Below are 25196 nucleotides of genomic sequence, written 5' to 3'. Positions count from 1 at the left end.
GAAGAAATAAATGGAGCTTTTCGCTGTATATCTTTTTTTGTCTTGTTAAAATAAAGTTGCAGTAAGCAAAAAACTTTCAGTAGCCACTCCATTAGGTTGTGTCATTGTCATTTTTCCTCTTTAAATTAAGGATGTCTAGTGTTTCTAGGAGATGAATTCGAATGAAAAACATGAATGTCTGGATATTGGGCTTGGTTAGTTTTTTCACTGATATGGGGACCTATATGGTGACCCCATTAATCCCGATTATTCTTGCTTCATCAGGTCCGATGATCATTGGGATAATTGATGGACTTTCTGAAAGCCTGGCAAGCTTGCTGAAATTTTATTCAGGGCGCCATTCTGATCGTCGAAAAAATCGAAAAGGCCTGGCTGTTTTTGGTTATGGATTATCTGGAGCAGGAAGAATATGCTTGATCTTTTCTAGTTCCTGGCTTTGCGTTTTTTTATGGAAACTAATCGATCGAACTGGCAAAGGGATTCGAACCGCTCCCAGAGATGCCCTTATTTCCGATTCTGGCGGCAAGGATCACCAAGGAAAAATGTTCGGCCTCCATCAAATGATGGACATGCTTGGCGCCTCACTAGGAATTGGCGCTGCCTATTTCATTTTAAAATTAGCGGGTAATCAAAACTATCAAGATGTTTTTCTATTTTCTTTAATCCCTGTCATGATAGGCTGGCTAATGTTAATGGGAGTAAAGGAAAAAAAGGTTATACAAATAAAGAATGCTAGACTACCGAAACAAAAATTAAACTGGAAGCTCCTTAATCCTAATGTTAAAACATTTCTGCTTATTGTGCTTCTTTTTACAATAGTTAATTCTTCTAATTCTTTTCTTCTACTAAGAGCAGCCGATCTAGGAGTTTCCGCCGAAAACGTCTTATTATTGTATCTCCTGTTTCATCTTACTGCGTCGACGTTCTCTTATATTTCAGGTGTGTTTTCAGATCGTTTTGGGCGAAGGGATATCCTTACTGCTGGATATGCCCTTTATGGTTTGGTCTATTTTGGGTTTGGGCGAGTCCATTCAGTCCTAGGTCTTATTGTTCTGTTTACGCTTTATGGTTTATATTCAGCCTTTACAAAAGGGGTGGAAAAGGCTTTGGTTACTGACCTTTCTGAAGAAGAACAGAAAGGAACGGCACTTGGATTCTATGCTATGATAACCGGGATCGGCCTATTTCCTGCATCTTTGCTCACGGGCTGGATATGGCAAAGTTTTGGTCCAGAAATCTCATTCTATTTAAATGGAGTCGTGGCTTTGTTTGCTTCTTTTCTATTATTTAAAGTACTGTCTGTTAATGGAAAAAAGGGATGGATGATAAACTAAAGAGGCACAACGAACCTATTTAAAGTTATCGATATCAATAACTAAACAAACTAGAAAGGATGATAAGAATGTTAAAGAAATTCTCTATAAGAACCAGCAACCGAGATCAAATGGTCGAGATTACAAACCAAGTAGCAGAATTCGTACGAGAAAATAATATCAAAGACGGATCTGTTATCGTGTATTGCCCCCACACTACGGCTGGTATTACCATCAATGAAAATGCCGATCCCGATGTGAAACGGGATATGCTGCGCCGCTTTGACGAAGTTTACCCTTGGCATCATGAGCTTGATCGCCATATGGAAGGAAACACAGCAGCCCATATGAAAGCGAGCACGGTAGGATCATCTCAATACATAATCGTTGAAAACGGTCGTTTGCTCCTTGGAACATGGCAAGGAATCTATTTCTGTGAGTTTGATGGCCCACGGACAAGAACCTATTATATAAAAATTATATAATATTTCTTTATTAATAAAAGAAATTAGGCTGCCCAACGGTGCAATCCACTGACCGGCAGTCTTTTTTTAAATTCCAATACGAACACCTTGATTTTTTAACTCTTTAAATTTACATCCTTAAGTTGACATAATAATATTATCGTTTATAAAATAGTTCGACCAAAATTTATCAGACATTCTAATAAATAATCAGCATAGAAAGGATAAGCGATAAAAACTATCGAATTAATAATTAATAAATATAGTAGGTGAAGCAAAATGTCCTCCATTGATGACCAACATTTAAAACTGAATCGTTTCATTTGGCTGTTCCCAGTCCTTTTTTTAATCCATGATATAGAGGAAATAGTAACAATAGAAAAATTCCTTAGTGTTCATTCTGATGTCATTCCGATTAAAATTACCGCTATTGAATTTACTGTTGCCTTTATCATGCTATGGTTAATCGCCTTCTTTGGTTGTTTTCAATCCGCAAAACAGCGTCCATTTCTTGGAATGAGACCTATTACTTTCTTCTCATTTTTAGTTCCAGGTATATTATTAGCGAACGGTATCGGACATGTATTCCAATTCATTTTCTTTCAAAGCTATGTTCCTGGAGTTTTTACATCCGTTATCATTATCTTCCCTTACTCTTTCGTAAGTCTAAAGTTTCTGTTAAAAGAGGAACTTTTAACTATAAAAAGGTTTTGGATATTTTTGTTGGTAGGATTTATTTCACAAGGACCATTGGCTGCAAGCGCGCTGCTAATATCTAAAGTAATGTTCCATTACCTAACATAGGAATACGAGTAATTATGAAAATCTTGTAGAAAAAATGCAAAAAAATTTAAAAACCCTGTCAGAAAACCTCACAAACTATTATCACTTTGTCAGAATTTTAGTTAAAGTATAACTAACTTAGAGGAATTCGGAGGAGTTTAAAAATGAGTGTAAATGACAAAGTTCTTTTTTCTGGTGAAGTATTTAAGGTTTATTTTGATTACAAAAACGGCCAATATGAAATTATGAGTGAAAATATGCCTAGAAAAGTGTTGCTAGTTACTGAAAATGAAATAAGCAAAATGTAAGAGGACTTACGTGAGTCCTCTTTTTTATGTAGTAAAATTTGTCCACTAATATTTTCTTCTTTCCGGAATCACGCCCCGCACTCCCCCACTTGGATCATCCATATCGCCTTTAAAACGAGGAATAAGATGAACATGGAGATGAAAAATGGTTTGCCCGGCGGCTTCCCCGCAGTTAATCCCAATATTAAATCCATCAGGAGAATAGGCATCGTTTAACAAGCTTTTACATTCATCCAATAAATCACTTATTGCCTTCTTCTCCTCACTATTGGTTTCGAAATAATCTCTTATATGTTTTTTCGTAATAATCAATATGTGACCTTTATTAACAGGATATTTATCAAATATCGCAAAAGCAGATTCATTTTCTTTAATTATCGTTAATTCTTTACTACAAAAAGGACAATTCATTATAATGCCCTCCTTCCCTTATCCATATTAATTAAACATTCAATAATGTATTATACCACTCCCTTTTTATCGTTACTTTTGTGAAACAAGAATAGTGAAACAAGAATATTCGAGTACTTCGATTGCACGTTTGGAGATTTATGTTGAGAAGTTTTTTACGTTCAAGGCAGGAAAAACCAGGAGATTCACAAAAATATTAAAGAGGACGTAATCGATGTCTAACGAATAAGTTGAAAGGTGGTTATAACCGTGGCCTTGGATTTAACCCTGCAACAAATCGTCGAAGGTATCCCTAACACATTATTAAATGCTTCCGATCGTGATTTAGAAGGATTTCAAAAAATCATTGATGAAACCATTAAACTAAGAGAATCACACCGAAATTTACAAAAAATGATCAAAAACTTCTCCACTTCCTCCATCCAACGGTCATAAAAAAATCAATAAGAAGTACGATTTTAGGAAGGTTTAATCAACCTTCCTTTTATTTTTGTAATATTCTGAAATAAAAACGTAAAACTATTATTACAATGTTGACATAAAAATTTGCTATAATCCATAATCAGATAAAAGTATTTTGAATTTTAAAAAAATAATATTTAGAATACGAGTACCAAATTGATGATAATTATTTAAGAGGAAGTGGTGTTTTGACTAAAAAAGTCATTTATATGTTAGGTATGATCATCCTCGTTACAATTGGATTTAATTTTAACATTCTTAAAGGACATGCTAAAGTTCAAGAAAATTTTACGATTGATCAAAATGACTTAAAAAATACAGATGCAAATCATGAAGTACAGCAATTAAAAAATGAGATACAAAACTTAAAGGAACTTAGGAAAAGGCTTGATACTGCTCTTTCTGCGAGCATTCCAATAATTGAAAAAGAGTATATTCAAACAATTATTTCTGCCGGTAACAAATATATTGGCCATTCGACCTATGTGTTTGGCGGTGGTAGAAATGAAATAGATATTGCTAACGGGAGATTTGATTGTTCGGCTTTTGTTCATTGGGTATTTGCTCAAGCTAGTATTGAGGTTGGTAATACAACAGATACGCTCAAGACTTCCGGAACTCAAATTTCAGTTAACGAAATGGCACCAGGGGACCTTGTTTTCTTTAACACGTATAAAAATGATGGACATGTTGGCATCTTTCTTGGAGACGGGAAATTCATTGGGTCCCAAAGCTCCACAGGTGTTGCCATTGTAGATATGACACAAGGGTATTGGAAAGAAACCTTTAGTGGTCGTGTGATTCGAATTGAAAAGACTACCTCATAAATATGATGTAGTCCAGAATAGCGGGTTCGACTCCGTTTGCTCGCAGTTTCAAATTAATTTGACCACGATGATACTGCCCGTGCAAGGCTACATGAGTTAAGATATCTCTTACCGAATTTTCAAACTCAATTCCTTTACTATTTTTGTACGAAACCACTTGATCCAAATCGAGATCGGATAGACTGTTAATATATCCTGAATAGTTTTTTTGATTTTTTTCAGCCAGCTCGGTGCATTTTTCGATACTAAACACAGCCCAGATCGGCACGTTTGAACTATCCTTCCCTTTTAATCTTTTGTACCATACTAATTCGGCAAGAAGAATATGGGAATATAATCGTCTCACCTCTTTGTCTTCACCTTTTACATTTTGAATGGCCTCAAGGATATGTTTGTTTGCCCAATTTAAATGATCAATCATCCTTTCAATGGTTTTCAATTTACTCCCTCCCAAATATCCACATAGATTTGGAATGTTTATACAGATTCATATGTTAGCAGTGCAACCATTAAAACCGATCCAGAGGGGATTTCAAAAAAATGTCTTTATAATTTCTTGTTTATTTTTACAGACCATGCAAATTGATTCGATATCCAATGCTCCCTCACTGACTTTATGGTCCGTGTCTTTTCTGCAATGCGGACAATACTTTTTTTGATGAATTTCTTTCATTTTTCCACCTCATTTAAAAAAATTTCTAACCTCGTTCATGTCCTTTGTAATATGCCCCAAGTATTTCCGATTATTTTACCTCTCGGCATCATTCAGCTTGAAGTCATAGTGCACAACAACACAAGATATTATTTTTTAGCATATAGTATCTTAATAATAATAAAGGGTGCGAAACATGAAAAATTTGATAAGAACTCAGCCGCAGCCATTAATTGGCCAGGCTTGGGCTGGAAAACATGTTGTCATCATTCATTGTTCAGCAAATAATGAGTTTATTAATTTATATAAAAGTCTTCATGCTCCCATTGAACCTACACATCCAAATTGTGCAGAAACATTATCACAATTACTGAGTATCGGATATCGGATTTATGCCATAACGCCGATTACGGTCAATTTAGTTCAATATGTTTTGGTGCTTTAAGGCCAGTAAACTTTTGAATGTATTATATTGTGGCGGACATGTGTTCCGCTATTTTCACAAAAAGGGCTGTTTTTAGATGCTAAACGGACAAGAGATTCGCTATTTGATTATTTACTGGCATTATTTTGTGGTTTTTATACAAATAGGGGATCCTGTGTCCGCTTAAGTCTAAAATAGAGGTTATTTTATCAAAATAAGGGCCTCTATGTCCTTCTAAATAACGGCACGCGCCTAGCTTGGTATTACATGCCAATTAATGCTGGCAATTTACACAATAAAATGCCTTTCTTGAGGAAATTTCATCTCTTTTAATCGGGCTATTACTTAGGAGCGTTCGGTACGTCTCCATTTCGGGTAATTCAGGCACAGAAGTCATTCCTTCCAAGTTGTTACTATTCGTATTACCTTAAAATAAAGCTGTTATGCACCAAATTCTGTTTTTAGAATTAGAAACTTTGGTCTCTTATCCGGCTTATCTGTAAAAATCCTAATATATCAAGAAAAAATGGCTGTTTATCTGTAAAAAATGAAATATATCAAGAAAAATCACCAATATATCTGTAAAAAAATCAATATATCAATAAATCGACAAATCCTGGAAAAACACCCACCCACACAAACATTTCAAAATGAAAAAACCACAGCCCAAAAATCAGGCTGTGGTAAAAAATTCAAACTCCCCTACTAATAGGCCTTGCGATATATTTCCGCAAGCTCAGAAATGAGCGGATATCGCGGATTTGCTGTCGTACATTGATCACTAAACGCGCGCTCCGCGAGCCAATCGACCTTCTTCTCAAACTCGACTTTGTCAACACCGGCTGCTTCAAGAGTTAACGGCATACCTAGTTCTGTAGCCAGTTTAATAATCGCTTGGATCAGACTTTCCACGCCTTCTTCGGTTGTACGAGCCGGTAAGCCAAGCATTCTAGCAATCTCTGCATAACGTTCGTGAGCTATAAATCTTTCATAACGCGGGAAGCCTACAAATTTGGTTGGCTTCGTTGCATTATAGCGGATCACGTGAGGCAATACGATCGTATTCGCACGTCCATGTGGAATATGGAATTCGGCGCCAAGTTTATGAGCTAAGCTGTGATTGATTCCTAAGAATGCATTCGTAAACGCCATCCCCGCAATCGTTGACGCGTTATGCATTTTTTCACGAGCTAATTCATCGCTGCCGTTATGGTAGGCTTTCGGCAAGTATTCAAACACGAGCTGGATTGCCTTCATCGCTAATCCGTCCGTGTAATCACTTGCAAATACAGAGACATAAGCCTCAATTGCATGAGTTAATACGTCCATTCCAGTGTCTGCAGTAATCGCCTTCGGCACTGTCATAACAAATTGTGGATCTATAATCGCGACATCTGGAGTTAACTCATAATCTGCCAGCGGATACTTCATACCGGCGTTTTTGTCTGTAATAACAGAGAATGCGGTTACCTCTGAACCTGTACCTGACGTCGTTGGGATCGCAACAAACTTGGTTTTGATACCGACATCAGGGAACTTAACTACTCGCTTACGAATATCTAAGAACTTCTGCTTAATGCCAAAGAAATCAACGTCTGGATATTCATAGAATAAACGCATTCCTTTCGCTGCATCCATTGCCGAGCCTCCGCCTAGTGCAATAATCACATCTGGCTGGAAGTTTGTCATCTTCTCAACACCTTTTACGACTGTGTCGATAGATGGATCTGGCTCTACTTCTGAGAAAACTTCAACGGCGACAAGGTTCGGACGCTGTCTTAAGTAATAAAGAATCTTTTCTACATATCCTAATTTCACCATACCCGGATCCGTTACAATAAGAGCTCTTGAGATCCCTTCCATTTTCGCTAAGTATTGCGTTGAGTGTTTGTAGAAATACATTTTAGGCGGAATTTTAAACCATTGCATATTTACATTCCTCTTCGCCATCAATTTAGTATTAACCAAATGAACGGTGCCAACGTTTGTCGAAACAGAGTTCCCTCCATAAGAACCACATCCAAGCGTTAACGATGGAATGTATGCATTATAAATGTCCCCGATTGCACCTTGTGAGGATGGTGCGTTAAGGATAATACGGCCCGCTTGCATTCTTGTTCCGAACTGTCTGATAGCATCATCGTCGTTGGAATGAAGGACAGCTGAATGCCCTAAACCGCCGAATGCGAGCATCTCTTCTGATCTTGTTAAGCCCTCCTCTAAACTGTTCACCTTATAGCAAGCTAGAACTGGACTTAGTTTTTCACGGGAAAGTGGATATTGTGGCCCAACACCCTTTAATTCAGCCACCAAAATTTTGACCGACTCCGGTACGATGACCCCTGCGATGCGAGCAATTTCCGGGGCTGGTCGACCAACAATCTCCGCATTAACGGCACATGTATTTTCATTAATAACTAGCTTTTCAATCTTTTTCTTTTCTTCTTCATTTAAAAAGTAACAGTCGTTTGCCGCCATTTCTTTTTTCACTTCGGCATAGATTTCCTTATCGATAATCACCGCCTGCTCAGAAGCACAAATCATACCATTGTCGAAGGTTTTGGATAAAATTAAATCATTTACCGCACGCTTAATATTTGCGGTTTTTTCTATATAGCATGGAACGTTACCTGGGCCTACACCAAGTGCTGGTTTCCCAGAGCTATATGCTGATTTAACCATTCCGGAGCCCCCGGTTGCTAAAATGAGTGATATTTTCGGATGGTTCATTAACAGTTTCGTAGCTTCCAAGGATGGTGTTTCAATCCATTGAATGCAATGTTCAGGTGCTCCAGCAGAAACCGCGGCGTCACGTAAAATTCTAGCGGCCTCACTGCTGCATTTTTGAGCAGAGGGATGAAAAGCAAAAATGATCGGATTTCGTGTTTTTGCAGTAATAAGTGCTTTAAACATCGTTGTAGAGGTAGGATTTGTGATTGGAGTTACACCTGCTATGACCCCGATAGGTTCAGCAATGGTAAACATACCTTCGTGTTCATTTTCGTGGATATACCCAACTGTCTTATTGTCTTTAATATTGTTATATATGTACTCTGTTGCAAAAATATTTTTGATGATTTTGTCTTCGTAGACCCCCCGGCCTGTTTCTTCGACAGCGAGTTTTGCTAGCGGCATATGCTGATCTAATCCTGCAACTGCCATTTTCTTCACAATTTCATCAACTTCCGCTTGATTCAAATTCTTAAATTCTTTTAACGCTTTTAAACCATTTTCCACTAAAATATTAATCTTTTCTTCTACTGATTGAGTTTCTAATAACGTTTTTTCTTTTACAGCCATGATAGTACCCCCCATTTTGTCGAAATAATTCTTCAAATGCTTTTTGAGTATATCTTTCTTGCTGAAGGTGAAAACGGTTTCAATTTTACTCGTAAATCAGTACTTTGTCCCCCCTTTGTTCACTTATGAACTAAGAATAGCATGTTTATTATTATTAAAATATAACAAATGTCACTATTTTTAAATTTTAATGAAATTTATCACTATTTTTAATTTCACAATAATTAAAAAAACGCTCCCCATATTGCTGCATCGCATTGGAGTTCTTTGCACAAAAAAAATGACGTTAAAAACTAAAACGCCATTTTTTCATACATCGATAATCCTAAAAGCAACCGATTTATAAAAGCAAATCAGCCAATGCCGATTCGAGTGAAGGAAACAAGAATTCAAACCCGTTTTCCAATAATACTTCTGGTTTGACATATTGTCCTTCGAGAACGAGTGCACTCTTTTTTCCAAGGGCCCATTTCATCGCAAATCCTGGCACAGGTAACCAATGTGGGCGATTTAATACAGTTCCAATCGTCTTACCAAACTCCTTCATCCTTTTAGGAGTAGGAGCGGTTACATTGACCGGACCTTGCAGCTTGTCGTTTTCAAGCGCAAATACGATCGCCCTCACTGTATCGTTCACATGTACCCAAGATACCCACTGTTTACCAGACCCAATTGTCCCGCCAGCGAACAATTTGTATGGCAGAACCATGAGTGGAAGAGCTCCGCCTTCATTCCCTAACACGACACCAAACCTCATAAAAACAGCCCGGATGCCAAGCTTCTCAACACCAGCTGCTTTATGTTCCCAATCAGTGACCGTTTGGCCAAGAAAATCATTTGCTTTTTCCAATGACTTTTCTGTATACATAGCTTCTACAGATGAAGGATAAATTCCGATTGCACTTGCATTTATGAAGACAGAAGGCTTTTCTGGGAGTGCTGTAACAATTCTTAATAGCTCTTCTGTTGCAGTCATTCGGCTTTCATAAATTTGTTTCTGATGCGTCGCCGTCCATCGTCCATCGTTGATGGAAACACCTGCTAAATTAATGACTGCATCTGCACTTTCGATTTCATGTTCTGGATTGGAACCCTCAACTAGCCACCTAACATAGGAAAGATTCCCCTCAGCGCGCTTCTTTTGTCTTGTTAAAATAACAACTTGATGTCCGGCACCGAGGAGAATATTGGTTAACTTTTGCCCGATAAAACCCGAACCGCCAGCAATAATAATTTTCATTGTATTCTCCTCAGTAAAAAATAGTTATTCACTTGTTTCAAAGGCAGGGCTTCCACTTATCTCTTCGCCCTTCATTTTGAACAACGGAATTAATAGTAAAATTCCGATCAAAAAGAGAGAACCTGATAGTAAATATACTCCGAATAAGGTCATTGGGGTTTTCAAGACTCCTGAAAGGGACATTCCAACCACCATCATCCCCATAAACATTGGATTAAGGACACCATTCACACGCCCAACAAAGGATTCATCTGTATTTCCAAGAATCAATGTGTTAATTCCAATATGAATACATGGGAAGAACAACCCGTTAAAGACTTGCAAGAGAATCGTAATAACTGCACTAGTAGACCACCCTATCCCGATTGTGGCAATCATACTGGCGAGAATCCCGATTGCCAAAAGTTTTTGCGGGGTGACTTTTCTCGAGATGGCCATGACAAAACCACCACCAACAAGCATGCCTATTCCATTTGCCATTAATAGCCACTGCAGAAACTCTTTCGTCATACCAAGGTTTTCAATGGCAATAAAAATCCCTAATGGCTGAATCAGACCAACCGCTAAACCGCAAACAGCAAACATGCCGCCCATCACCTTCAGGACCGTTTTTGACATCACGTAGCGGAAGCCATCAACAAGCTCCTTCTTAAAGTTATTTTCCCCGTTCTCTTCCTTTTCAAGATCCTTAGGAAGCTTTGTTAAAACAAAAGCTGACAGAAAGAACATGATACCCATTACAGCAATCGATACATTGATACCATATTTTTGATACACAAATGTTCCAATCATCGGACCAATGACCATAAAGATGGCCATTAACGATTGGAACATAGCCATTACTGTCTGAAGCTGTTCCCCTGGTACGTGCCGTTTAAATAAGCGCATTGCAGAAGGCATGGAAAACTGAGATAAAATCGCTGAAAGCAGAGTGGCAAAAAAGATGGCATGCCATGAACCATAAATGAGCGTTAAAAGGACGGCGAATACGGAGATCCCGGACAAAATATCACACCAGACCATCGTAAGCTTTGGTTTCCACCTGTCAGCAAAAGTCCCGCCTATAAATGAAAAAATAAAAATTGGTGCAAATTCTGCTACTGAAATTAATGATACATATAAGGGATCATTGTTCGTTATATCCGTGATATACAAAAGAATAGCAAAATTCCTTACCCAAATCCCCAACTGCAATAAAAAGTTGGAGGTCATAATTGCAAGGACGATTTTATTGGCAAAAATACTGCCTGAAGGTTGCCCTGAATTCTGTGGAGATCCTTGATTTTGAGACATTTCCATTTATACTTCACCCTTTCATAAACACAATCATCTTTGGAAATGAGGCAGAAGTCAAGTATTGAATATGAAATATTTGAGGGCGGATTTTATTTTTGGGCTGTGTTAAAGAACAATGTTGATTTTTGAAAACTCTGTTGATTGGAGAGGAAGGTGCGAGACTCCTGCGGGAGAAGGTGTCTTGGGAGACCCCACAGGCGCTATGGCGCCGAGGAGGCTCCCGGACTCCCCCGCGGAAAGGGAGCACCTGGAGCGGAAATCAACAGCCCCATTTTTTAAAATTTACAATAATCAACTTCTCCTTAAAATTTATTTAACAATCCTATTGTAAAATTAAGTCAAAGGAGGAGGAAAAATGGCGATTAATGACAAAGTTCTTTACTCTGGAAACGTTTATAAAATTATTTTTGATTATCAAAACGGACGATATGAAATTATGAAAGAAGATACCCTTAGATCTGTATTATTGGTTACAGATCATGAAATAACGAAGTTAACATAGTGCGAATCAACGCACTATTTTTATTTAAACCACTTGCCTATTCTATTATAGGACTGCCGAGAATAGTCCTTTCCTATTAAATGAATCTTGCATTTTATAAATGGTGTGTGCAAGCAAAAATGGTACATACTAACCAAGTACACTTTTTCCAAAAGGGGGTGCTGAAATGAAAAAGGAACCTAAAAATGAACCCAACAAAAACCAGCCATTTACGGATGAATGGGGACCGATTGAAAATATCTCCTATAATGAAAAAACAGGACAACCTGTACCGCAGCCCAAGGATTATGATGAAATAGAATATTAACAATAAAAGACAGCCCCTAAATGATACATAACACTTGGGGCTGCCTCCAAACAAAAAGTATTTATTCAACTAAGTTCAAAGAAATACGAACCTTAAACAAATCTCCATCGATCTCAATATCAAGACTTCCGTCATGAAGATCAACGATTGATTTAGCAATCGCTAAACCAAGACCAGATCCCTCCGTATGCCGTGATGTATCTCCTCGTTTGAACCGTTCAAAAAGCTCATCACTATTTTCACCAAGCTCAAACCTCGAAATGTTTTTAAAGGTAATTTCCACTTTGTCATTCTTTTTGGAAACAGTAATGAAAACGCGGGTATATTCCAAGGAATATTTAAGAATATTTCCAATTAAATTATCAAATACGCGCCATAGCTTTTGACCATCCACTACCGCATAGATCGGTTTCTCACTGTGTGTCACTCGGAATTGCAAAGTAGAATGGTTAATCGCTTCATCAAATTCCGCTAACGTCTGCTGCAACAGCTGGACTATATCGACTTTTTCCAATGACAATTCCATATTTCCGCTCGCCATTTTTGAAACCTCAAACAAATCATCAATTAACACCTTTAAGCGCTTTGATTTCCGATCAATCACTTCAAGATAAGCCGCTCGATCTTCTGGGGTTAGCTCCCCATTCTTAAGTAGTTCAGTATAATTAATGATCGAAGTTAGCGGCGTGCGCAGGTCATGGCTAACATTGGTTATCAGCTCTGTCTTCAACCGCTCACTCTTTGCTTGTTCGTTCTGTGACGTTTTAACCCCCTGCTTTAAACGGTTGATATTGGCTGCGAGTGTTGCATATGTCGACTTCCCCTTTACCGGCAGGTCAGGACCAAGCTTCCCGCTGGCTATTTCGCTCGTTTTCAGAACGATTTTGTTAAAATATCCTGTTCTTTTCAGGTGGATCACAAAGATAGGGAGACCAACAAACGCAAGTTGAAGCAAGAAATAATGGAGCGGCAGCAATCCCCATGCTCCTGTTAGTGCAGCTAAGAAAAAGCTAAACGAAAATACTAATCCATACAAAATCACAAATTGAACTCCTATTTTCTGGATAAGAAATGCATCCTGAACACTGTTCCAGGCTCTTGAAAGGAGGCTCAGCTTATATTCTACTTCTACCCTGTGCCAATCTTTAAATACCGGGAACAAGAACTTCCCCTGAATAAAGGCAAGTATCCAAAAAATTGAAGAAATTACAAGATCCGTAACCAGCTCCATTCCACTCCGAACCGGATTCTCCAAAATAAAATAGAATTGATCGTTCGCCATGAACAAGTAAAGAACAGCCGAGAACAAGGAAAAACCAAGTAACAACACCCTCACGTCTATCGGGAGCCTGTTATAATATGGCTGCCATGTACTGATTTCTTCAGGAAGAATCCTTGATTTTTTTACATACACTAACGAGCCAATAAGCGAGGTAATACTGACGATTGTAAACAATATCATCACGATTTGTATTTTTTTATATTTTTGATACTCTTTCATCACTAAACTAGACGATGAAACATTTTTAGGCAAACCTATTTGACCTTCAAAGTTCCCGGTTTTTTCTGGCAGTAACGTCATCGCTATGTCTTGATAGCCTGATAAATGATTTTCAATAAGATAATCCCTTGAAAAGGTATAGTTGGTTACATAATACATATTCTTTTTATTCATATAATCATTAACTGAATCTTGTTCAGATTTCTTTAGATTGGTATACACTTTTCCAGTAGTTGTATCCTTTAAATAGTACTTATACACTTTTTCGTCTCGTAAAAATAAAGACCTTACCCGTTCTCTTTTCTTAAAAAAATCCTCAATTACTTGTTCTTTTTCTTTAACGATTTTATTTCTGACATGCTCGTCGCTTTCAAAATTCTTGGTAATATCCGCGATTTTGGCGTCTCTTTCCGCCCTGTACGTATTGGCTACCCCTTCATTATTGGATGCAACTGCTTCTTCGATTTTCGATTCATATTGAACCTTAATATTTGAAACTTGGTCATTTAAATTCCCGTAACGGTAACGGTGCTCCTCTATTTCTTCATTCGTAACAACAATTGAGTTTTTCGCGTCTTTCTCAGTTGTATCGATTAATTCATACTTGCTTAAATTTGAAGCAAATAGCTCTAGTTTCGCTTGAAATTCCGGAGTTTGAAAATAATCCTGATAAAAGTACTGTTCACTAATGGTCATAATCGACAATAGACCGCTTAAACCAATCGTAAACAGGAAGGCCCAGACGGCAAGCTTGATTCTACTTCTCCATTTTGTAGCCAATGCCCCACACCACCTTTAAATATCGAGGATTCTTCGCATCGATTTCAATTTTTTCGCGAATTTTCCGGATGTGAACCGCTACCGTATTCTCGGCGTTATAGCATGGCTCCTTCCAAACCCGTTCATAGATTTCATCAATAGAAAAAACTCTGCCCGCATTAGTCATCAGCAATTCTACAATTTTATATTCAATTGGCGTTAGCTTGATTGGCTCTCCATGGACCGCCACTTCTTTAGCTTCTGTATCTAAGGTCAGCCCCCTTAAATCTATTACCCTTTTTATTCCTTCATATGTACCGAACATAACGTATCTACGCAGCTGGGATTTCACCCGAGCAACCAGTTCCATTGGATTAAACGGTTTTGTCACATAGTCATCCGCACCAACCTGAAGACCCAAAATTTTATCAGTATCCTCACTTTTGGCACTCAAAATGATGATCGGGATGTTTTTCTGTTCACGAATTTTATAGGTTGCCGAAATGCCATCAAGCCTTGGCATCATAATATCTAAAATAATAAGGTGGATCTGATGTTCATTTAATATTTCTAACGCCTCGATACCATCACTAGCCTTTAAAACGGATATTTCTTCGTTTTTTAAATAGATTTCGATTGCATCGCGTATTTCTTTTTCATCATCTACAACTAGGACATTATATTGATTCATGTTCACCCTGCTTTCTCTCTGCATCATTTACTATCATAAATGTAATCAAGAAATCTTAACATTCATTTATGATAATTCTTAAGAATTTCTTAATAATTTGGTTTGGGTCTAACTGGCTTTCCAATCGCCAGTGTAAAATGAAAACCCCTTGCACTATTAAAAGTAGGCAAGGGGGCTTCTTTTTATTTATTCTTCCGCGTTACTCCATTACTCCACCTTCATAAATGAACTCAAAGTATCGATTGACCATATTCCCCGATTGGTTTGTTGCCGAAATACGATAGGAACTGCTGTAAGGACTCGCTTCATTAAAGGTGATTGTCTTTTCAAACGGGCTGGTTAAAGGTTCAACTACCTCATTTTCAAAACCAAAGGTCCCTAAAGTGAGTTCCACCCCGTCAGAGCTCCCCTTAAAGGTAACCACTTGTTCTCCTGCTGGAAGTCTTGTCACGAGTTCCTGTGGACTTTCAATCTCTAATTGAGGAAGTGTAGGATCTGGCGCCTCCTTAAAGGTAAGACCATTAATGGTAAAATGATATCGAAGAAGCGCTGGATCGTCCGGAGTCTCGGCAGGATTTGAGGTTACTACGAACATATAATCCCCTGCCGGCAGCACATCTCCATTGTAGTACATTCCACTCCAGTCTTTATTGGCAATTAGAAAGTCAGATCCCGTCGTGTCCGGTCCCCAGGTGACATCAATCTTTCCTTTCTTCGTTGTGGAAAATACGTAATAATGGGTTTCAAGATCCCGATAAATATTTCCCTTAAATTCAGCGGTTGTGACTTTATTTTTTGATACCTTTTCTGAGTTAAGCTGCTTCGCGGAAATATGACCCGTTGTTGAATTGTTTTCTTTCGACCCTAAAACGATTATCCAAATAAGAACTAATCCCAGAACACCAAACAACAGATAGTTTACCAACCTGGATTTGCTCAATCCCCTCACCCTTTCATCGTTATTAAACCAAGGATAAGCAGGTGCTTGATTGTAGTCGGGTACTCTATTGATTATAAAGGCTAAGATATTGCTAGCCTTCTGGTTTAATAGAAAAAATACAGCTTTATCATATTATGCTCAATTTAAAAACAATATCATTAGGATATACTTGTCCGTTTAGAAAAATAATTTTACGTTATTTATGGGAGCAAAAATGAGTCTAACGAAAATAACGGATCCTATGTCCGCACAATTCTTTAGAGGACACTGGTTCCGTTATTTCACTCATAATTGGGTATTTAGGTAATTTGGAGGACATAAGTTCCGCTATTCGGCTATTTTCAGTTGAAATTCCATGAATTTTGATCCAATAAGGGCTCTGGTGTCCGCTTAAATGATAAAACTAGGGTTTTCGGTGCAAATAACGGATCCTATGTCCGCACAATTCTTTAGAGGACACTGGTTCCGTTATTTCACTCATTATTGGGTATTTTGGTAATTTGGCGGACATTGGCTCCGCTATTCGGCTATTTTCAGGTGATATTCCATGAATTTTGATCCAATAAGGGCTCTGGTGTCCGCTCAAATAATAAAACTAGGGTTTTCGGTGCAAATAACGGATCCTATGTCCGCACAATTCTTTAGAGGACACTGGTTCCGTTATTTCACTCATTATTGGGTATTTTGGTAATTTGGCGGACATAGGATCCGCTATTCGGCTATTTTCAGGTGATATTCCATGAATTTTGATCCAATAAGGGCTCTGGTGTCCGCTCAAATAATAAAACTAGGGTTTTCGGTGCAAATAACGGATCCTATGTCCGCACAATTCTTTAGAGGACACTGGTTCCGTTATTTCACTCATTATTGGGTATTTAGGTCATTTGACGGACATAGGATCCGCTATTCGGCTATTTTCACAGAGAATCCCATGAATTTTGATCCAATAAGGGCTCTGGTGTCCGCTTAAATAATAAAACTAGGGTTTTCGGTGCAAATAACGGATCCTATGTCCGCATAATACTTTAGAGGACACTGGTTCCGTTATTTCACTCATTATTGGGTATTTTGGTAATTTGGCGGACATAGGATCCGCTATTCGGCTATTTTCAGGTGATATTCCATGAATTTTGATCCAATAAGGGCTCTGGTGTCCGCTAAAATAATAAAACTAGGGTTTTCGGTGCAAATAACGGATCTTATGTCCGCACAATTCTTTAGAGGACACTGGTTCCGTTATTTCACTCATAAACGGGTATTTAGGTAATTTGGCGGACATAAGTTCCGCTATTCGGTTATTTTCAGGTGAAATCCCATGAATATTGATCCAATAAGGGCTCTGGTGTCCGCTTAAATGATAAAACTAGTGTTTTTAACGAAAATAACGGATCCTATGTCCGCACAATTCTTTAGAGGACACTAGTTCCGTTATTTTACAAATTATCGGGTATTTGGGTCATTTGGCGGGCATCTTATTTGCACATTTGTAGCTTTTATTTGCGGAAATTGGTCTCTTATTTGCCGATGCCAATTTTCCGCCATAAATTTTCGGACCCAGTAGTCAAACTAAATAAACTCTAAAACTCCTTCAATCGAATCAACAACGTGGTTTGCCTTTGAAAGGTCTTGATTTCCAGATCCCGGATTAGCAAAGCCGATCGTCTTCATTCCTGCAGCATTCCCAGCGTCGATGCCGTTCCTTGAATCCTCAAGAACGATACAGTCATCCGGATTCACATTCATTCTGCGTGCTGTTTCAAGGTATATGTCTGGTGCGGGTTTTCCGTTTTGAACCTCATCCCCGCTGACTTTATAATCAAAAAAAGACTCAATTTCAAACTTATGTAAGACTGCGTCAATTAACTCTATTGGTGAGGAGGATGCAAGCGCGATTTTATAGTTTAATTGTTTTAATCGTTTTAACAGTTCTCTTATACCGTCAATAGGCGCGAGGTCACTTACTTCAATAAACTTTACTTTCTTTTCATCAGCAATCAATAATAGCTGGTCTGCAGTTAGCGACAATTGGTCTTCTTTAATAACGGAATTCCAAACGTCCCGAGCCCGCATGCCAACATATTTTTGTAAACGATCCCGATCCAAGCGGATGTTAAATCCTGCTGCTACTTCCATGTCAACCATATCATGCATTGGTTCACTATCAATGATGACTCCGTCCATGTCAAAAATAAAGGCCTTATCCACTTTCACACCTCATTATGTCTCTTATTAAAATTCAGGAGGTTTTTCGTATTCGTTACTCTTCGTCTTTACGATTTTTAACACCTTTGCTTACATAGGGTTTGGCACTCTTGGCTCTGTTTTGGCTAGCTTGCCAACGATTCCACCCTTTTTTTCCTGTACCCCTGCCCGTTCCACTTTTACTCTTCGCTTTGCTCATACAATTCAACTCCATTATTCTGAAAAAAATTCAGTTATCTAGTAAGGCTTTGGTATTGAAATATTAAATGATCGAGTTCTTGGCTAATTTTTATTGTTTTATCATTATTTAAGCCCATTTTCATTGCTGTATCAACCATATTATTTTTAAGGTATTCTATTTTGTTTATTAGTTCATGTTTAGAACTACATAGTAATCCTTCCATTATTGGACCCCATTCCCAAAGAGGTATATTTTCACCTAATTTTACAATGGATTCTATATGATTCTGAAAAAAGTTTATGACAATTTTCTGAACATTAACAAGTTGTTCGTGTTGGAAAGTTGATTTATCAGCATTTCCGACTCTTATAACTCTGCTGCTACGATCATGAATCTTAAATTATTTTTCACAATATAAGGTAATTTATTCGGGATATGAATCATGTAAAGGAACAACTTACCTCACGTCTACTCTAAAAAATAAACAAGCCTGTATGATAATTTCCTTGATCAGACAGGCTTGTTTATTTTTGATTTATTTCAAATTGTGGATAACGGCTTACACCATTTCTCTAAGCTTTCTAGCTGCTTCGGCCATTACCTTAAGCTTTTCAAAAGCGATTTGGTCACTATTCATCGGTCGTTGAGCAAACGTTCCAAACCCGCAATCAGGATTTAAAAAAATCTTTTCATCTGGTAAATATTTTCGAATCTCTTGAACGCGTGCAACAATTTGCTCCGCTGCTTCGACCGTCTCCGTTCTTGGATTCACAATCCCAAATCCAATTTCTTTTCCTCCGAATTCTCGAATTGCATCTAATTCTCCGGCTCGCGGAGTAGCGTATTCCAATGCAAGCTGGTCTACATTAACATTCTTAAAATATGGAATTAATGGATAATATGGGCCACGGAGTAATATTTCATCCTGAGTACTCCAATTACCTCTACAAACATGGACCCCTATTCGTGATCCTCTACCTAACATTCCTTCTGTTACTTGATTCATTAAACCTAACGCAAAGGCGATCTCTTCTTCGGCATCAGCTTTCGCCGTCAACGCTCCGCACATGAATGTCCGATTAGCATTTTTCTTAGTAAATACTACTTCTGTTAAGACTGGTTCATCAAATTGGACAAACTCTGCTCCTGCGGCTATTAAATCCTCTAATTCCTCACGCAAGACTTTAATAATATCGACAGCCAAATCCTCTTTTGTCGGATAGGCCTCTTTTGATAACCCTTCCACCCACATTGATCTTGTTAACAAATACGGACCTGGCAAAGCTACCTTGACCGCTTTGTCGGTGTGCTTTTTCAAAAATAGATAATCATTTAAAACGAGCGGTTTTTTTCGGCTTATTTTCCCTTCTGCCGCAGGATTGGACATCGAAAAGGCAGGAACATCCAATGTACCAAGGATTTCCTCAAAGCTTGACTTGTCCTCTACATAGTCCAGCAACTCCGAGACACTTAACATTCGAACATTTTCTAAATGCTCTGCAACGAAGGAAATATAGTTATCACGGCGTTGTTCACCGTCCGAAACGATATCAATGCCCGCTTCCTCCTGCCATTTTAAGCATTGCAAGACAGCTTGATCAGCAACGGCCTGGAATTGTTCTTCGCTCATTCGTCCAGCACGCTTATCACGCATAGCCCGCTGAACTTCCTTTGATCTAGGCCAACTGCCAATAACCGTTGTCGGGAATTTTGGTAAGGTCATAACATTATTTCCCCCTATTAATATACAATCGAAAACTGAATATCTATTTTTATTGCTTGTTTAAGGGTTTGATAGATTGGTGAGCGTTCAAGACAGTTCTCCCAAATTTTTTCGAGTTCCTCTTCATCAGCAGGTGAAGAAACATAAAAAGTCCCTTTAATCAGCTTAACCTTTGGACTCCCAACATCCTCAAATTCCATATGAAACAGAACATTTTCAAGCCCAGCTTTCAATGAGACTTCCAGGTGGTCAATCTCTATATTTCTCCGCGATGCTTGGGCTTTAAAGCCAACAGTTAAACAAGAAGCCAGCGACCCTAAAAGATAATCAATAGCGCTGGGTGCTTGAACCTTGGCACTGAAATCAGCAGGCTGTCCGACCATAAAGGTGTGGTTACGCGAATGAACTTTTGACGTTAAATCCTCATCTGCTTGGACACGAACACTCCATTCATAGCCTTTGGCAGCTGCAAGATCTTGTTCCAATTCAGCTTGATTAGAGCCTTTTCTAATAAAATAACGTGTCGTGTTATCCCCTGGCTCAGAGCCAAGAAACTCATGGTCAACCATTCGGCACCAAGCTGGCAAGTCTTCAGCAACCGTTCTCTCTCTACTCCGTACCTCTAGAACATCCCCTGACGATAGAGGATCCATCGCTTTTTTTATTATCAATAATAATCCGGAGCCGCAATCTAAATCTCCGCCATCACATATTGCTTGTGGATTATCCATATATATCACCGTTTATTAATATGTAATAGAAGCCGCGCCTTTGCTTAGGAACTCAACAAGCTTTGCTCCACCAACAATGGTTGCACCTTCAATTAAATTTTCTTCATCTAAATTACGTTTTTTATAGCAAGGGCTGCATACCCAAAGTGTTCCGCCAGCTTCCACAAATTGTTCCATTAACTGCTTTAATGGTGCAAAGCCTTCCTCATGAATTTCATCAGCATAGCCTTTTGATGCTAAGTAAGCGCCTTCAACATTTAAAAATACAACGGTTTCCTGACCTGATGCAACGGCTGCATTGGCCACAACGAACCCAACAGTAGCCTTATCTGCATCATTTTTCGCATTTGTTAAACTTACTAAAAATTTTCCAGCCATTAATATTCCTCCTAGAAATTATGTTGTGATCCTAGACTTTTCTGGATCTACCCATAGATTGTTTTTTTTATGGAAAAGGCAATATTAGCCTTTTTCAATATAGTAATGACTTATTTTCCCTTCATCTTGACGAGCAAGCAAAATATGCTTTTGCATTCTGCACCAAGCAGGAAGATCTTCGCGGGCACCCGGGTCATAGGATACCACCTCGATGATTTGCCCCATGTCCATCTTTTTCATTGTTAAAAATAAATTCATGATCAGTTCGCCACATCCAGTAGGGCCAGCATCATAGGTTAAATCAGGTTCGTATTGAGATGACAAGATATCTTCCTCCCCAACATTATGTATAACTTTTTAAAAAATCACATTTTTTCCTTAAGAGCAAAATTTACCTACTTGTCTATTATAAAGAATTACTATTTTGATATAAATTCAACTTATCGATAATACCAATAAATTTGAATCGGTTTCATCAATAGTTGCTGGACTGGTTGGCTAAAATTGTATTATTTTACCGACATTAAAAATCCTCAAGCAAAATTCCTGGTATAATTGACAATAACTACTAATTTATACGCAAATCTTCAAGTTGAGTAGAATATATCTTAAGAAACGGATTTGAAAAAATGAAAAATAAGAAAAGGATTTTAAAGATAATGAGTATTTTTATCGGTATTATTCTTTTATATTTTGGTTTTCTCCAATATAAAATTTCCCAGTATAGCAGTACAAAAGCCCCCTCAAATGCTGATTATATGATTATACTCGGCGCTAGAGTTAAGGGAACGGTCCCTTCTTTGGCGCTTGAGGAAAGGATCAATGCTGCTGCACGTTACCTTAAGAAAAACAAAAACACGATCGTTATTGCCTCAGGTGGTAAAGGGCCCGGTGAGGATATTTCAGAAGCAGAGAGCATCAAAACAGAGTTGGTAAAACGGGGAATTAACGAATCCCGAATTCTCTTAGAGGACCGCTCCACTGATACCTATGAAAATATTGAATTTTCTATGGAATTTATTCCGAAAGATGCAAAAATAGGGCTAGTTGTAACCAACAATTTCCACCTGTACCGATCCCTTATGATAGCCAAAGACGAGGACCTCGCTGTTTCAGGAATTCCTGCTAAAACACCGTTAATTGCCATTCCTAAATCGTACTCGCGTGAATATTTGGCCATAACAAAGTACTACCTAAAAAAATGGACTCCATTTTTTTAGATAGTACTTTTAGTTTTCCTAATAATTATTTTTCGGTACATTCCTTTGAGCATGATTGGTTCATCAGCTGCCAGTATAAGATTCTCATTGTTTTTGATAAATAAATCTTCAAAACTTAAGCCAATATCTGTCCCTAAAACCTTTATTACAGGTCTTAACAGCTTTTTTAGCAGCGGCTGGGTTTGATTTTTCAAGACAAATTTATCAAAAATGATGATTTCACCCTCTTGTTTCAGTACCCTCTTTATTTCTTTAAAGCATTGGTTCGAATCCGGGACAACCGACAAAATGAGGCTGGCTACAACCACATCGTAAGTTTCATCGGGAAACGTCATTTGTTGTGCATCCATTTGCAAAAACGTAATATTCGAATGTTGGAATTTTGCTTTTGCTTGTTGGAGCATATCATCTGAAAAATCAATAGCCGTTATTTGTAAACCAGTGTGTTGGATAAGCTCTAAATCGGCGCCCGTACCAACACCAACGAACAGGATTTTTTGCTCGCTTTTGAAATCTGTTGTTCGGAAGATTTCCTTTCGTGCCGCTAGAAACGAACCAGAGTTGAATATTCTGTCATAAATAGGTGACCAGATTTTATAAATAATTTTATTCCAAGAATTATTCATAGTGCCCCCTTCTTTTATTTCCTAAGACTAGCAATACCCGCAAGAAATGTAGTAAGAATAAACCGAAGCGTATCATCGAGATCAAGTGGGAGACCAAATCCTCCCTTTTGCTCAAGGGAAGCGAATCCATGAAGAAGGCTGCGAAACCCGCGAACGGCATGAAGGGCTTCTTCCTTTTCAAGACCAAATGAGTTCATGACTCGAACAATAAGATCGACTATTTCAGAGGCTGCACACTGATAAACTTCATCCCCCGGCTCTGGGGCACGAAGGCTGGCCTCGTATAATCCAGGCTGTGTCCGAGCAAAAGCAACATACGCTTCGCCAATCGCATAAATGGCATCCTCTTTTGCCCTTCCCGCCGCTGCACGAAGCATGACTTCGTTTAACTGCTTTAATCCGTAGATCGCCAATTTGTTACGCAAATCGTTTAAGCCATTAACATGATTGTATATTGACGGAGAGCGAATTCCCAGCTTTTGCGCCAGCATGGCAAGTGTTACATGATCAAGGCCATGACGATTAGCCAATTCTGCTGCATGCTGTAATAAAATATTTACATCCAACCCTACTCTTGGAGACATAAAATTACCACCTCTATCCTTTTTCTATATTTCGTTGTGCATCAGCGATCGCTTTGTCGATTAGCTCGATAGGATTTTTTAACATATTTCCGTGGCCAACGGCAAGCAAAGCTGGATTAAGATCTCGTATTTTCCTTGCGCTTTCCAATGCAATTTGCTTATTCCAGGTACCCAGCGCCGGGAACGGAAACCATGGGCGAATTTGTCCAGCTACGGCAATACCCCCTCTAATTTGGAAAGAGTCTCCAGCAATAAGTGAATGGTTACGCGTATCAAGAAAGGCCATTGAACCCGGTGTATGTCCGGGGACAGATGTGGCAATGAGAGAGCCGACCCGTTCGCCATCCTTTAGAAGAATATCAGGACGTGTCTTTAGGCTTTTTGGCACCCCTCCTCGGATGGACGTTTGTGGTTCATCTTCATTTAAGGATAAGTCCCCAGCCATTAACCGTGCATCGCGCTCGGAAATATGAACAGGAACATGTGGAAGGATTGCCTTCAACCCATCAAGCGCACCAACATGGTCGCCGTGAGCATGGGTTAAAATAATTCGGGTGATCGGCTTACCAATTTTTTTAGCAGCATTGATTATCCCCTTAACACTATAAGGCAAGGCGGCGTCAATCAAAGTCAATCCATCTTCTTCCTCGACAAAGTAACAGTTAACGGGAAACAACCTTGGCATAAAGGAAAGTTGAAAAACAGTTTGTTCCTTTTCTATTCTCAAAATAATCCCCTCTTTATTTTAAGATAAGTTCACAACGAAAACTAATAACGTTAGTTTTATTTTAACTAATATCATTAGTTTTTACAATAAAAAAATAGAATTTTCACTCTTCTTGTTTTTTACAATCTTACCCGTAATCATAATATATGAACCACTCTTTTCATAAAATGAATCAATCATTGCTTTTATTAGATAATGATATTTTCGTTAAAATACAGAGGAGTGAAGCAAGATATGCAACCATACCCTTATAGAACCCCATACTGGTCAATTCCTCCCGGAAAATACAATCATTCAGATAACTTACCTGAGATGATGCAATCCATTGCACCGATATATACTATTCCAACAGAGCCTGTCTTTTTCGATCAATTATTGAAGAATGTCGGAAAAACCATCCGGATCGTTACCCTCAAAGGTTCGTTTGAAGGAAAATTAACCGGCGTAGCCATAGACCACCTTCAACTGACTATTGGTGATGCCAATTATCATGTCCGTTTTGCTCATATTTCTTTTTTTGTTACGAAGAAATAGGAAACTGTTAATCGAGTAGGAGGGGGTGACTAACCCCCGACCTCTCACACCACCGTACGTACCGTTCGGTATACGGCGGTTCTATTAAGATTGACGTAAAATTTCATAAC

Annotated in this window: 29 protein-coding genes; 11 read left to right on the top strand and 18 right to left on the bottom strand. The window is 38.4% G+C overall.

Annotated features, from left to right (window positions below):
• The first annotated feature begins 161 nt into the window (after window positions 1–161).
• The 4 genes from ACI48O_RS20130 (at window position 162) to ACI48O_RS20115 (ending at window position 2868) form a co-directional block, all read left to right on the top strand.
• Window positions 162–1334 (top strand): MFS transporter, encoded by a 1173-nt coding sequence (locus ACI48O_RS20130; protein ID WP_435563621.1) that lies wholly within the window; start codon window positions 162–164, stop codon window positions 1332–1334.
• A gap of 68 nt (window positions 1335–1402) precedes the next feature.
• The gene (locus ACI48O_RS20125; RefSeq protein WP_435563620.1) at window positions 1403–1798 is read left to right on the top strand and encodes a secondary thiamine-phosphate synthase enzyme YjbQ; all 396 of its coding nucleotides are present in this window, start codon (window positions 1403–1405) and stop codon (window positions 1796–1798) included.
• Window positions 1799–2056: 258 nt separating this feature from the next.
• Complete coding sequence (locus tag ACI48O_RS20120; RefSeq protein WP_435563619.1) at window positions 2057–2581, top strand: HXXEE domain-containing protein; 525 nt, start codon at window positions 2057–2059, stop codon at window positions 2579–2581.
• Window positions 2582–2724: 143 nt separating this feature from the next.
• On the top strand, window positions 2725–2868 hold the full coding sequence (locus ACI48O_RS20115) for a hypothetical protein (protein WP_435563618.1): 144 nt from the start codon (window positions 2725–2727) through the stop codon (window positions 2866–2868).
• 45 nt (window positions 2869–2913) lie between these two features.
• On the opposite strand, the gene ACI48O_RS20110 is transcribed toward ACI48O_RS20115, so the two are convergent.
• Window positions 2914–3279, bottom strand: a complete 366-nt coding sequence (locus ACI48O_RS20110) for an HIT family protein (protein ID WP_435563617.1) — start codon at window positions 3277–3279, stop codon at window positions 2914–2916.
• Between the two features lie 249 nt (window positions 3280–3528).
• On the opposite strand from ACI48O_RS20110, the gene ACI48O_RS20105 reads away from it, so the two are divergent.
• Together ACI48O_RS20105 and ACI48O_RS20100 are read left to right on the top strand one after the other, a co-directional pair.
• Window positions 3529–3714, top strand: a complete 186-nt coding sequence (locus ACI48O_RS20105) for a hypothetical protein (RefSeq protein WP_435563616.1) — start codon at window positions 3529–3531, stop codon at window positions 3712–3714.
• Between the two features lie 215 nt (window positions 3715–3929).
• Window positions 3930–4568, top strand: a complete 639-nt coding sequence (locus tag ACI48O_RS20100; RefSeq protein ID WP_435563615.1) for a C40 family peptidase — start codon at window positions 3930–3932, stop codon at window positions 4566–4568.
• Here the strand turns inward: ACI48O_RS20100 and ACI48O_RS20095 are convergent.
• Window positions 4558–5007, bottom strand: a complete 450-nt coding sequence (locus tag ACI48O_RS20095; RefSeq protein WP_435563614.1) for a DinB family protein — start codon at window positions 5005–5007, stop codon at window positions 4558–4560. The genes ACI48O_RS20100 and ACI48O_RS20095 overlap by 11 nt on opposite strands.
• A 409-nt stretch (window positions 5008–5416) precedes the next feature.
• On the opposite strand from ACI48O_RS20095, the gene ACI48O_RS20090 reads away from it, so the two are divergent.
• Complete coding sequence (locus ACI48O_RS20090; protein ID WP_435563613.1) at window positions 5417–5665, top strand: hypothetical protein; 249 nt, start codon at window positions 5417–5419, stop codon at window positions 5663–5665.
• A 684-nt stretch (window positions 5666–6349) separates the two neighbouring features.
• On the opposite strand, the gene adhE is transcribed toward ACI48O_RS20090, so the two are convergent.
• The 3 genes from adhE to ACI48O_RS20075 all read right to left on the bottom strand — a co-directional run bounded on the left by adhE (window position 6350) and on the right by ACI48O_RS20075 (window position 11483).
• Window positions 6350–8944: a bifunctional acetaldehyde-CoA/alcohol dehydrogenase gene (gene adhE / locus ACI48O_RS20085; RefSeq protein WP_435563612.1), complete on the bottom strand. Its 2595-nt coding sequence runs from the start codon at window positions 8942–8944 to the stop codon at window positions 6350–6352.
• Between the two features lie 340 nt (window positions 8945–9284).
• Window positions 9285–10184, bottom strand: a complete 900-nt coding sequence (locus ACI48O_RS20080; RefSeq protein WP_435563611.1) for a TIGR01777 family oxidoreductase — start codon at window positions 10182–10184, stop codon at window positions 9285–9287.
• A 24-nt stretch (window positions 10185–10208) separates the two neighbouring features.
• Window positions 10209–11483, bottom strand: a complete 1275-nt coding sequence (locus ACI48O_RS20075) for an MFS transporter (protein ID WP_435563610.1) — start codon at window positions 11481–11483, stop codon at window positions 10209–10211.
• A 352-nt stretch (window positions 11484–11835) separates the two neighbouring features.
• On the opposite strand from ACI48O_RS20075, the gene ACI48O_RS20070 reads away from it, so the two are divergent.
• Both ACI48O_RS20070 and ACI48O_RS20065 read left to right on the top strand, forming a co-directional pair.
• Complete coding sequence (locus tag ACI48O_RS20070; RefSeq protein WP_435563609.1) at window positions 11836–11982, top strand: hypothetical protein; 147 nt, start codon at window positions 11836–11838, stop codon at window positions 11980–11982.
• A 166-nt stretch (window positions 11983–12148) separates the two neighbouring features.
• On the top strand, window positions 12149–12289 hold the full coding sequence (locus tag ACI48O_RS20065) for a hypothetical protein (RefSeq protein WP_435563608.1): 141 nt from the start codon (window positions 12149–12151) through the stop codon (window positions 12287–12289).
• Window positions 12290–12350: 61 nt separating this feature from the next.
• On the opposite strand, the gene ACI48O_RS20060 is transcribed toward ACI48O_RS20065, so the two are convergent.
• From ACI48O_RS20060 to ACI48O_RS20015, 10 genes are all read right to left on the bottom strand, one after another.
• The gene (locus ACI48O_RS20060) at window positions 12351–14570 is read right to left on the bottom strand and encodes a sensor histidine kinase (protein ID WP_435563607.1); all 2220 of its coding nucleotides are present in this window, start codon (window positions 14568–14570) and stop codon (window positions 12351–12353) included.
• Window positions 14548–15240 (bottom strand): response regulator transcription factor, encoded by a 693-nt coding sequence (locus ACI48O_RS20055; protein ID WP_435563606.1) that lies wholly within the window; start codon window positions 15238–15240, stop codon window positions 14548–14550. The genes ACI48O_RS20060 and ACI48O_RS20055 overlap by 23 nt, the downstream gene beginning before the upstream one ends.
• A gap of 199 nt (window positions 15241–15439) precedes the next feature.
• Window positions 15440–16180, bottom strand: coding sequence for a hypothetical protein (locus tag ACI48O_RS20050; protein WP_435563605.1), 741 nt, complete (start codon window positions 16178–16180; stop codon window positions 15440–15442).
• 1566 nt (window positions 16181–17746) lie between these two features.
• The gene (locus tag ACI48O_RS20045) at window positions 17747–18385 is read right to left on the bottom strand and encodes an HAD family hydrolase (RefSeq protein WP_435563604.1); all 639 of its coding nucleotides are present in this window, start codon (window positions 18383–18385) and stop codon (window positions 17747–17749) included.
• Between the two features lie 52 nt (window positions 18386–18437).
• Window positions 18438–18581: a DUF3934 family protein gene (locus tag ACI48O_RS20040; protein WP_435563603.1), complete on the bottom strand. Its 144-nt coding sequence runs from the start codon at window positions 18579–18581 to the stop codon at window positions 18438–18440.
• 34 nt (window positions 18582–18615) lie between these two features.
• Window positions 18616–18786, bottom strand: a complete 171-nt coding sequence (locus ACI48O_RS20035; protein ID WP_435563602.1) for an aspartyl-phosphate phosphatase Spo0E family protein — start codon at window positions 18784–18786, stop codon at window positions 18616–18618.
• Between the two features lie 336 nt (window positions 18787–19122).
• Entirely contained in the window at window positions 19123–20286 is a 1164-nt protein-coding gene (locus ACI48O_RS20030; protein ID WP_435563601.1) for a vitamin-B12 independent methionine synthase, read from the bottom strand.
• 17 nt (window positions 20287–20303) lie between these two features.
• On the bottom strand, window positions 20304–21017 hold the full coding sequence (locus ACI48O_RS20025; protein ID WP_435563600.1) for a sulfurtransferase TusA family protein: 714 nt from the start codon (window positions 21015–21017) through the stop codon (window positions 20304–20306).
• 15 nt (window positions 21018–21032) lie between these two features.
• Window positions 21033–21395, bottom strand: coding sequence for a DsrE family protein (locus ACI48O_RS20020; RefSeq protein WP_435563599.1), 363 nt, complete (start codon window positions 21393–21395; stop codon window positions 21033–21035).
• Between the two features lie 84 nt (window positions 21396–21479).
• Window positions 21480–21719 (bottom strand): sulfurtransferase TusA family protein, encoded by a 240-nt coding sequence (locus tag ACI48O_RS20015; protein WP_435563598.1) that lies wholly within the window; start codon window positions 21717–21719, stop codon window positions 21480–21482.
• Between the two features lie 305 nt (window positions 21720–22024).
• Here ACI48O_RS20015 and ACI48O_RS20010 point away from each other — a divergent pair, with 305 nt between their 5' ends.
• On the top strand, window positions 22025–22615 hold the full coding sequence (locus ACI48O_RS20010) for a YdcF family protein (protein WP_435563597.1): 591 nt from the start codon (window positions 22025–22027) through the stop codon (window positions 22613–22615).
• Here ACI48O_RS20010 and ACI48O_RS20005 read toward each other — a convergent pair.
• From ACI48O_RS20005 to ACI48O_RS19995, 3 genes are read right to left on the bottom strand one after another with little or no spacing between them, the layout of a single operon-like run.
• Window positions 22612–23241 carry a class I SAM-dependent methyltransferase gene (locus tag ACI48O_RS20005; protein ID WP_435563596.1) on the bottom strand — a complete coding sequence of 210 codons (630 nt, stop codon included), beginning with the start codon at window positions 23239–23241 and terminating at the stop codon, window positions 22612–22614. The two genes, ACI48O_RS20010 and ACI48O_RS20005, sit on opposite strands and share 4 nt — an antisense overlap.
• A 14-nt stretch (window positions 23242–23255) precedes the next feature.
• Entirely contained in the window at window positions 23256–23825 is a 570-nt protein-coding gene (locus tag ACI48O_RS20000; protein ID WP_435563595.1) for a TetR-like C-terminal domain-containing protein, read from the bottom strand.
• Between the two features lie 13 nt (window positions 23826–23838).
• Window positions 23839–24510 carry an MBL fold metallo-hydrolase gene (locus tag ACI48O_RS19995; protein ID WP_435563663.1) on the bottom strand — a complete coding sequence of 224 codons (672 nt, stop codon included), beginning with the start codon at window positions 24508–24510 and terminating at the stop codon, window positions 23839–23841.
• Window positions 24511–24786: 276 nt separating this feature from the next.
• On the opposite strand from ACI48O_RS19995, the gene ACI48O_RS19990 reads away from it, so the two are divergent.
• Window positions 24787–25086: a DUF2642 domain-containing protein gene (locus ACI48O_RS19990; RefSeq protein ID WP_435563594.1), complete on the top strand. Its 300-nt coding sequence runs from the start codon at window positions 24787–24789 to the stop codon at window positions 25084–25086.
• Window positions 25087–25196 lie beyond the last annotated feature (110 nt).

Source organism: Neobacillus terrisolis (genome assembly GCF_051233475.1).
Lineage (GTDB): Bacteria > Bacillota > Bacilli > Bacillales > Cytobacillaceae > Bacillus_BU.
This window is presented reverse-complemented; position numbering and strand designations above follow the sequence as displayed.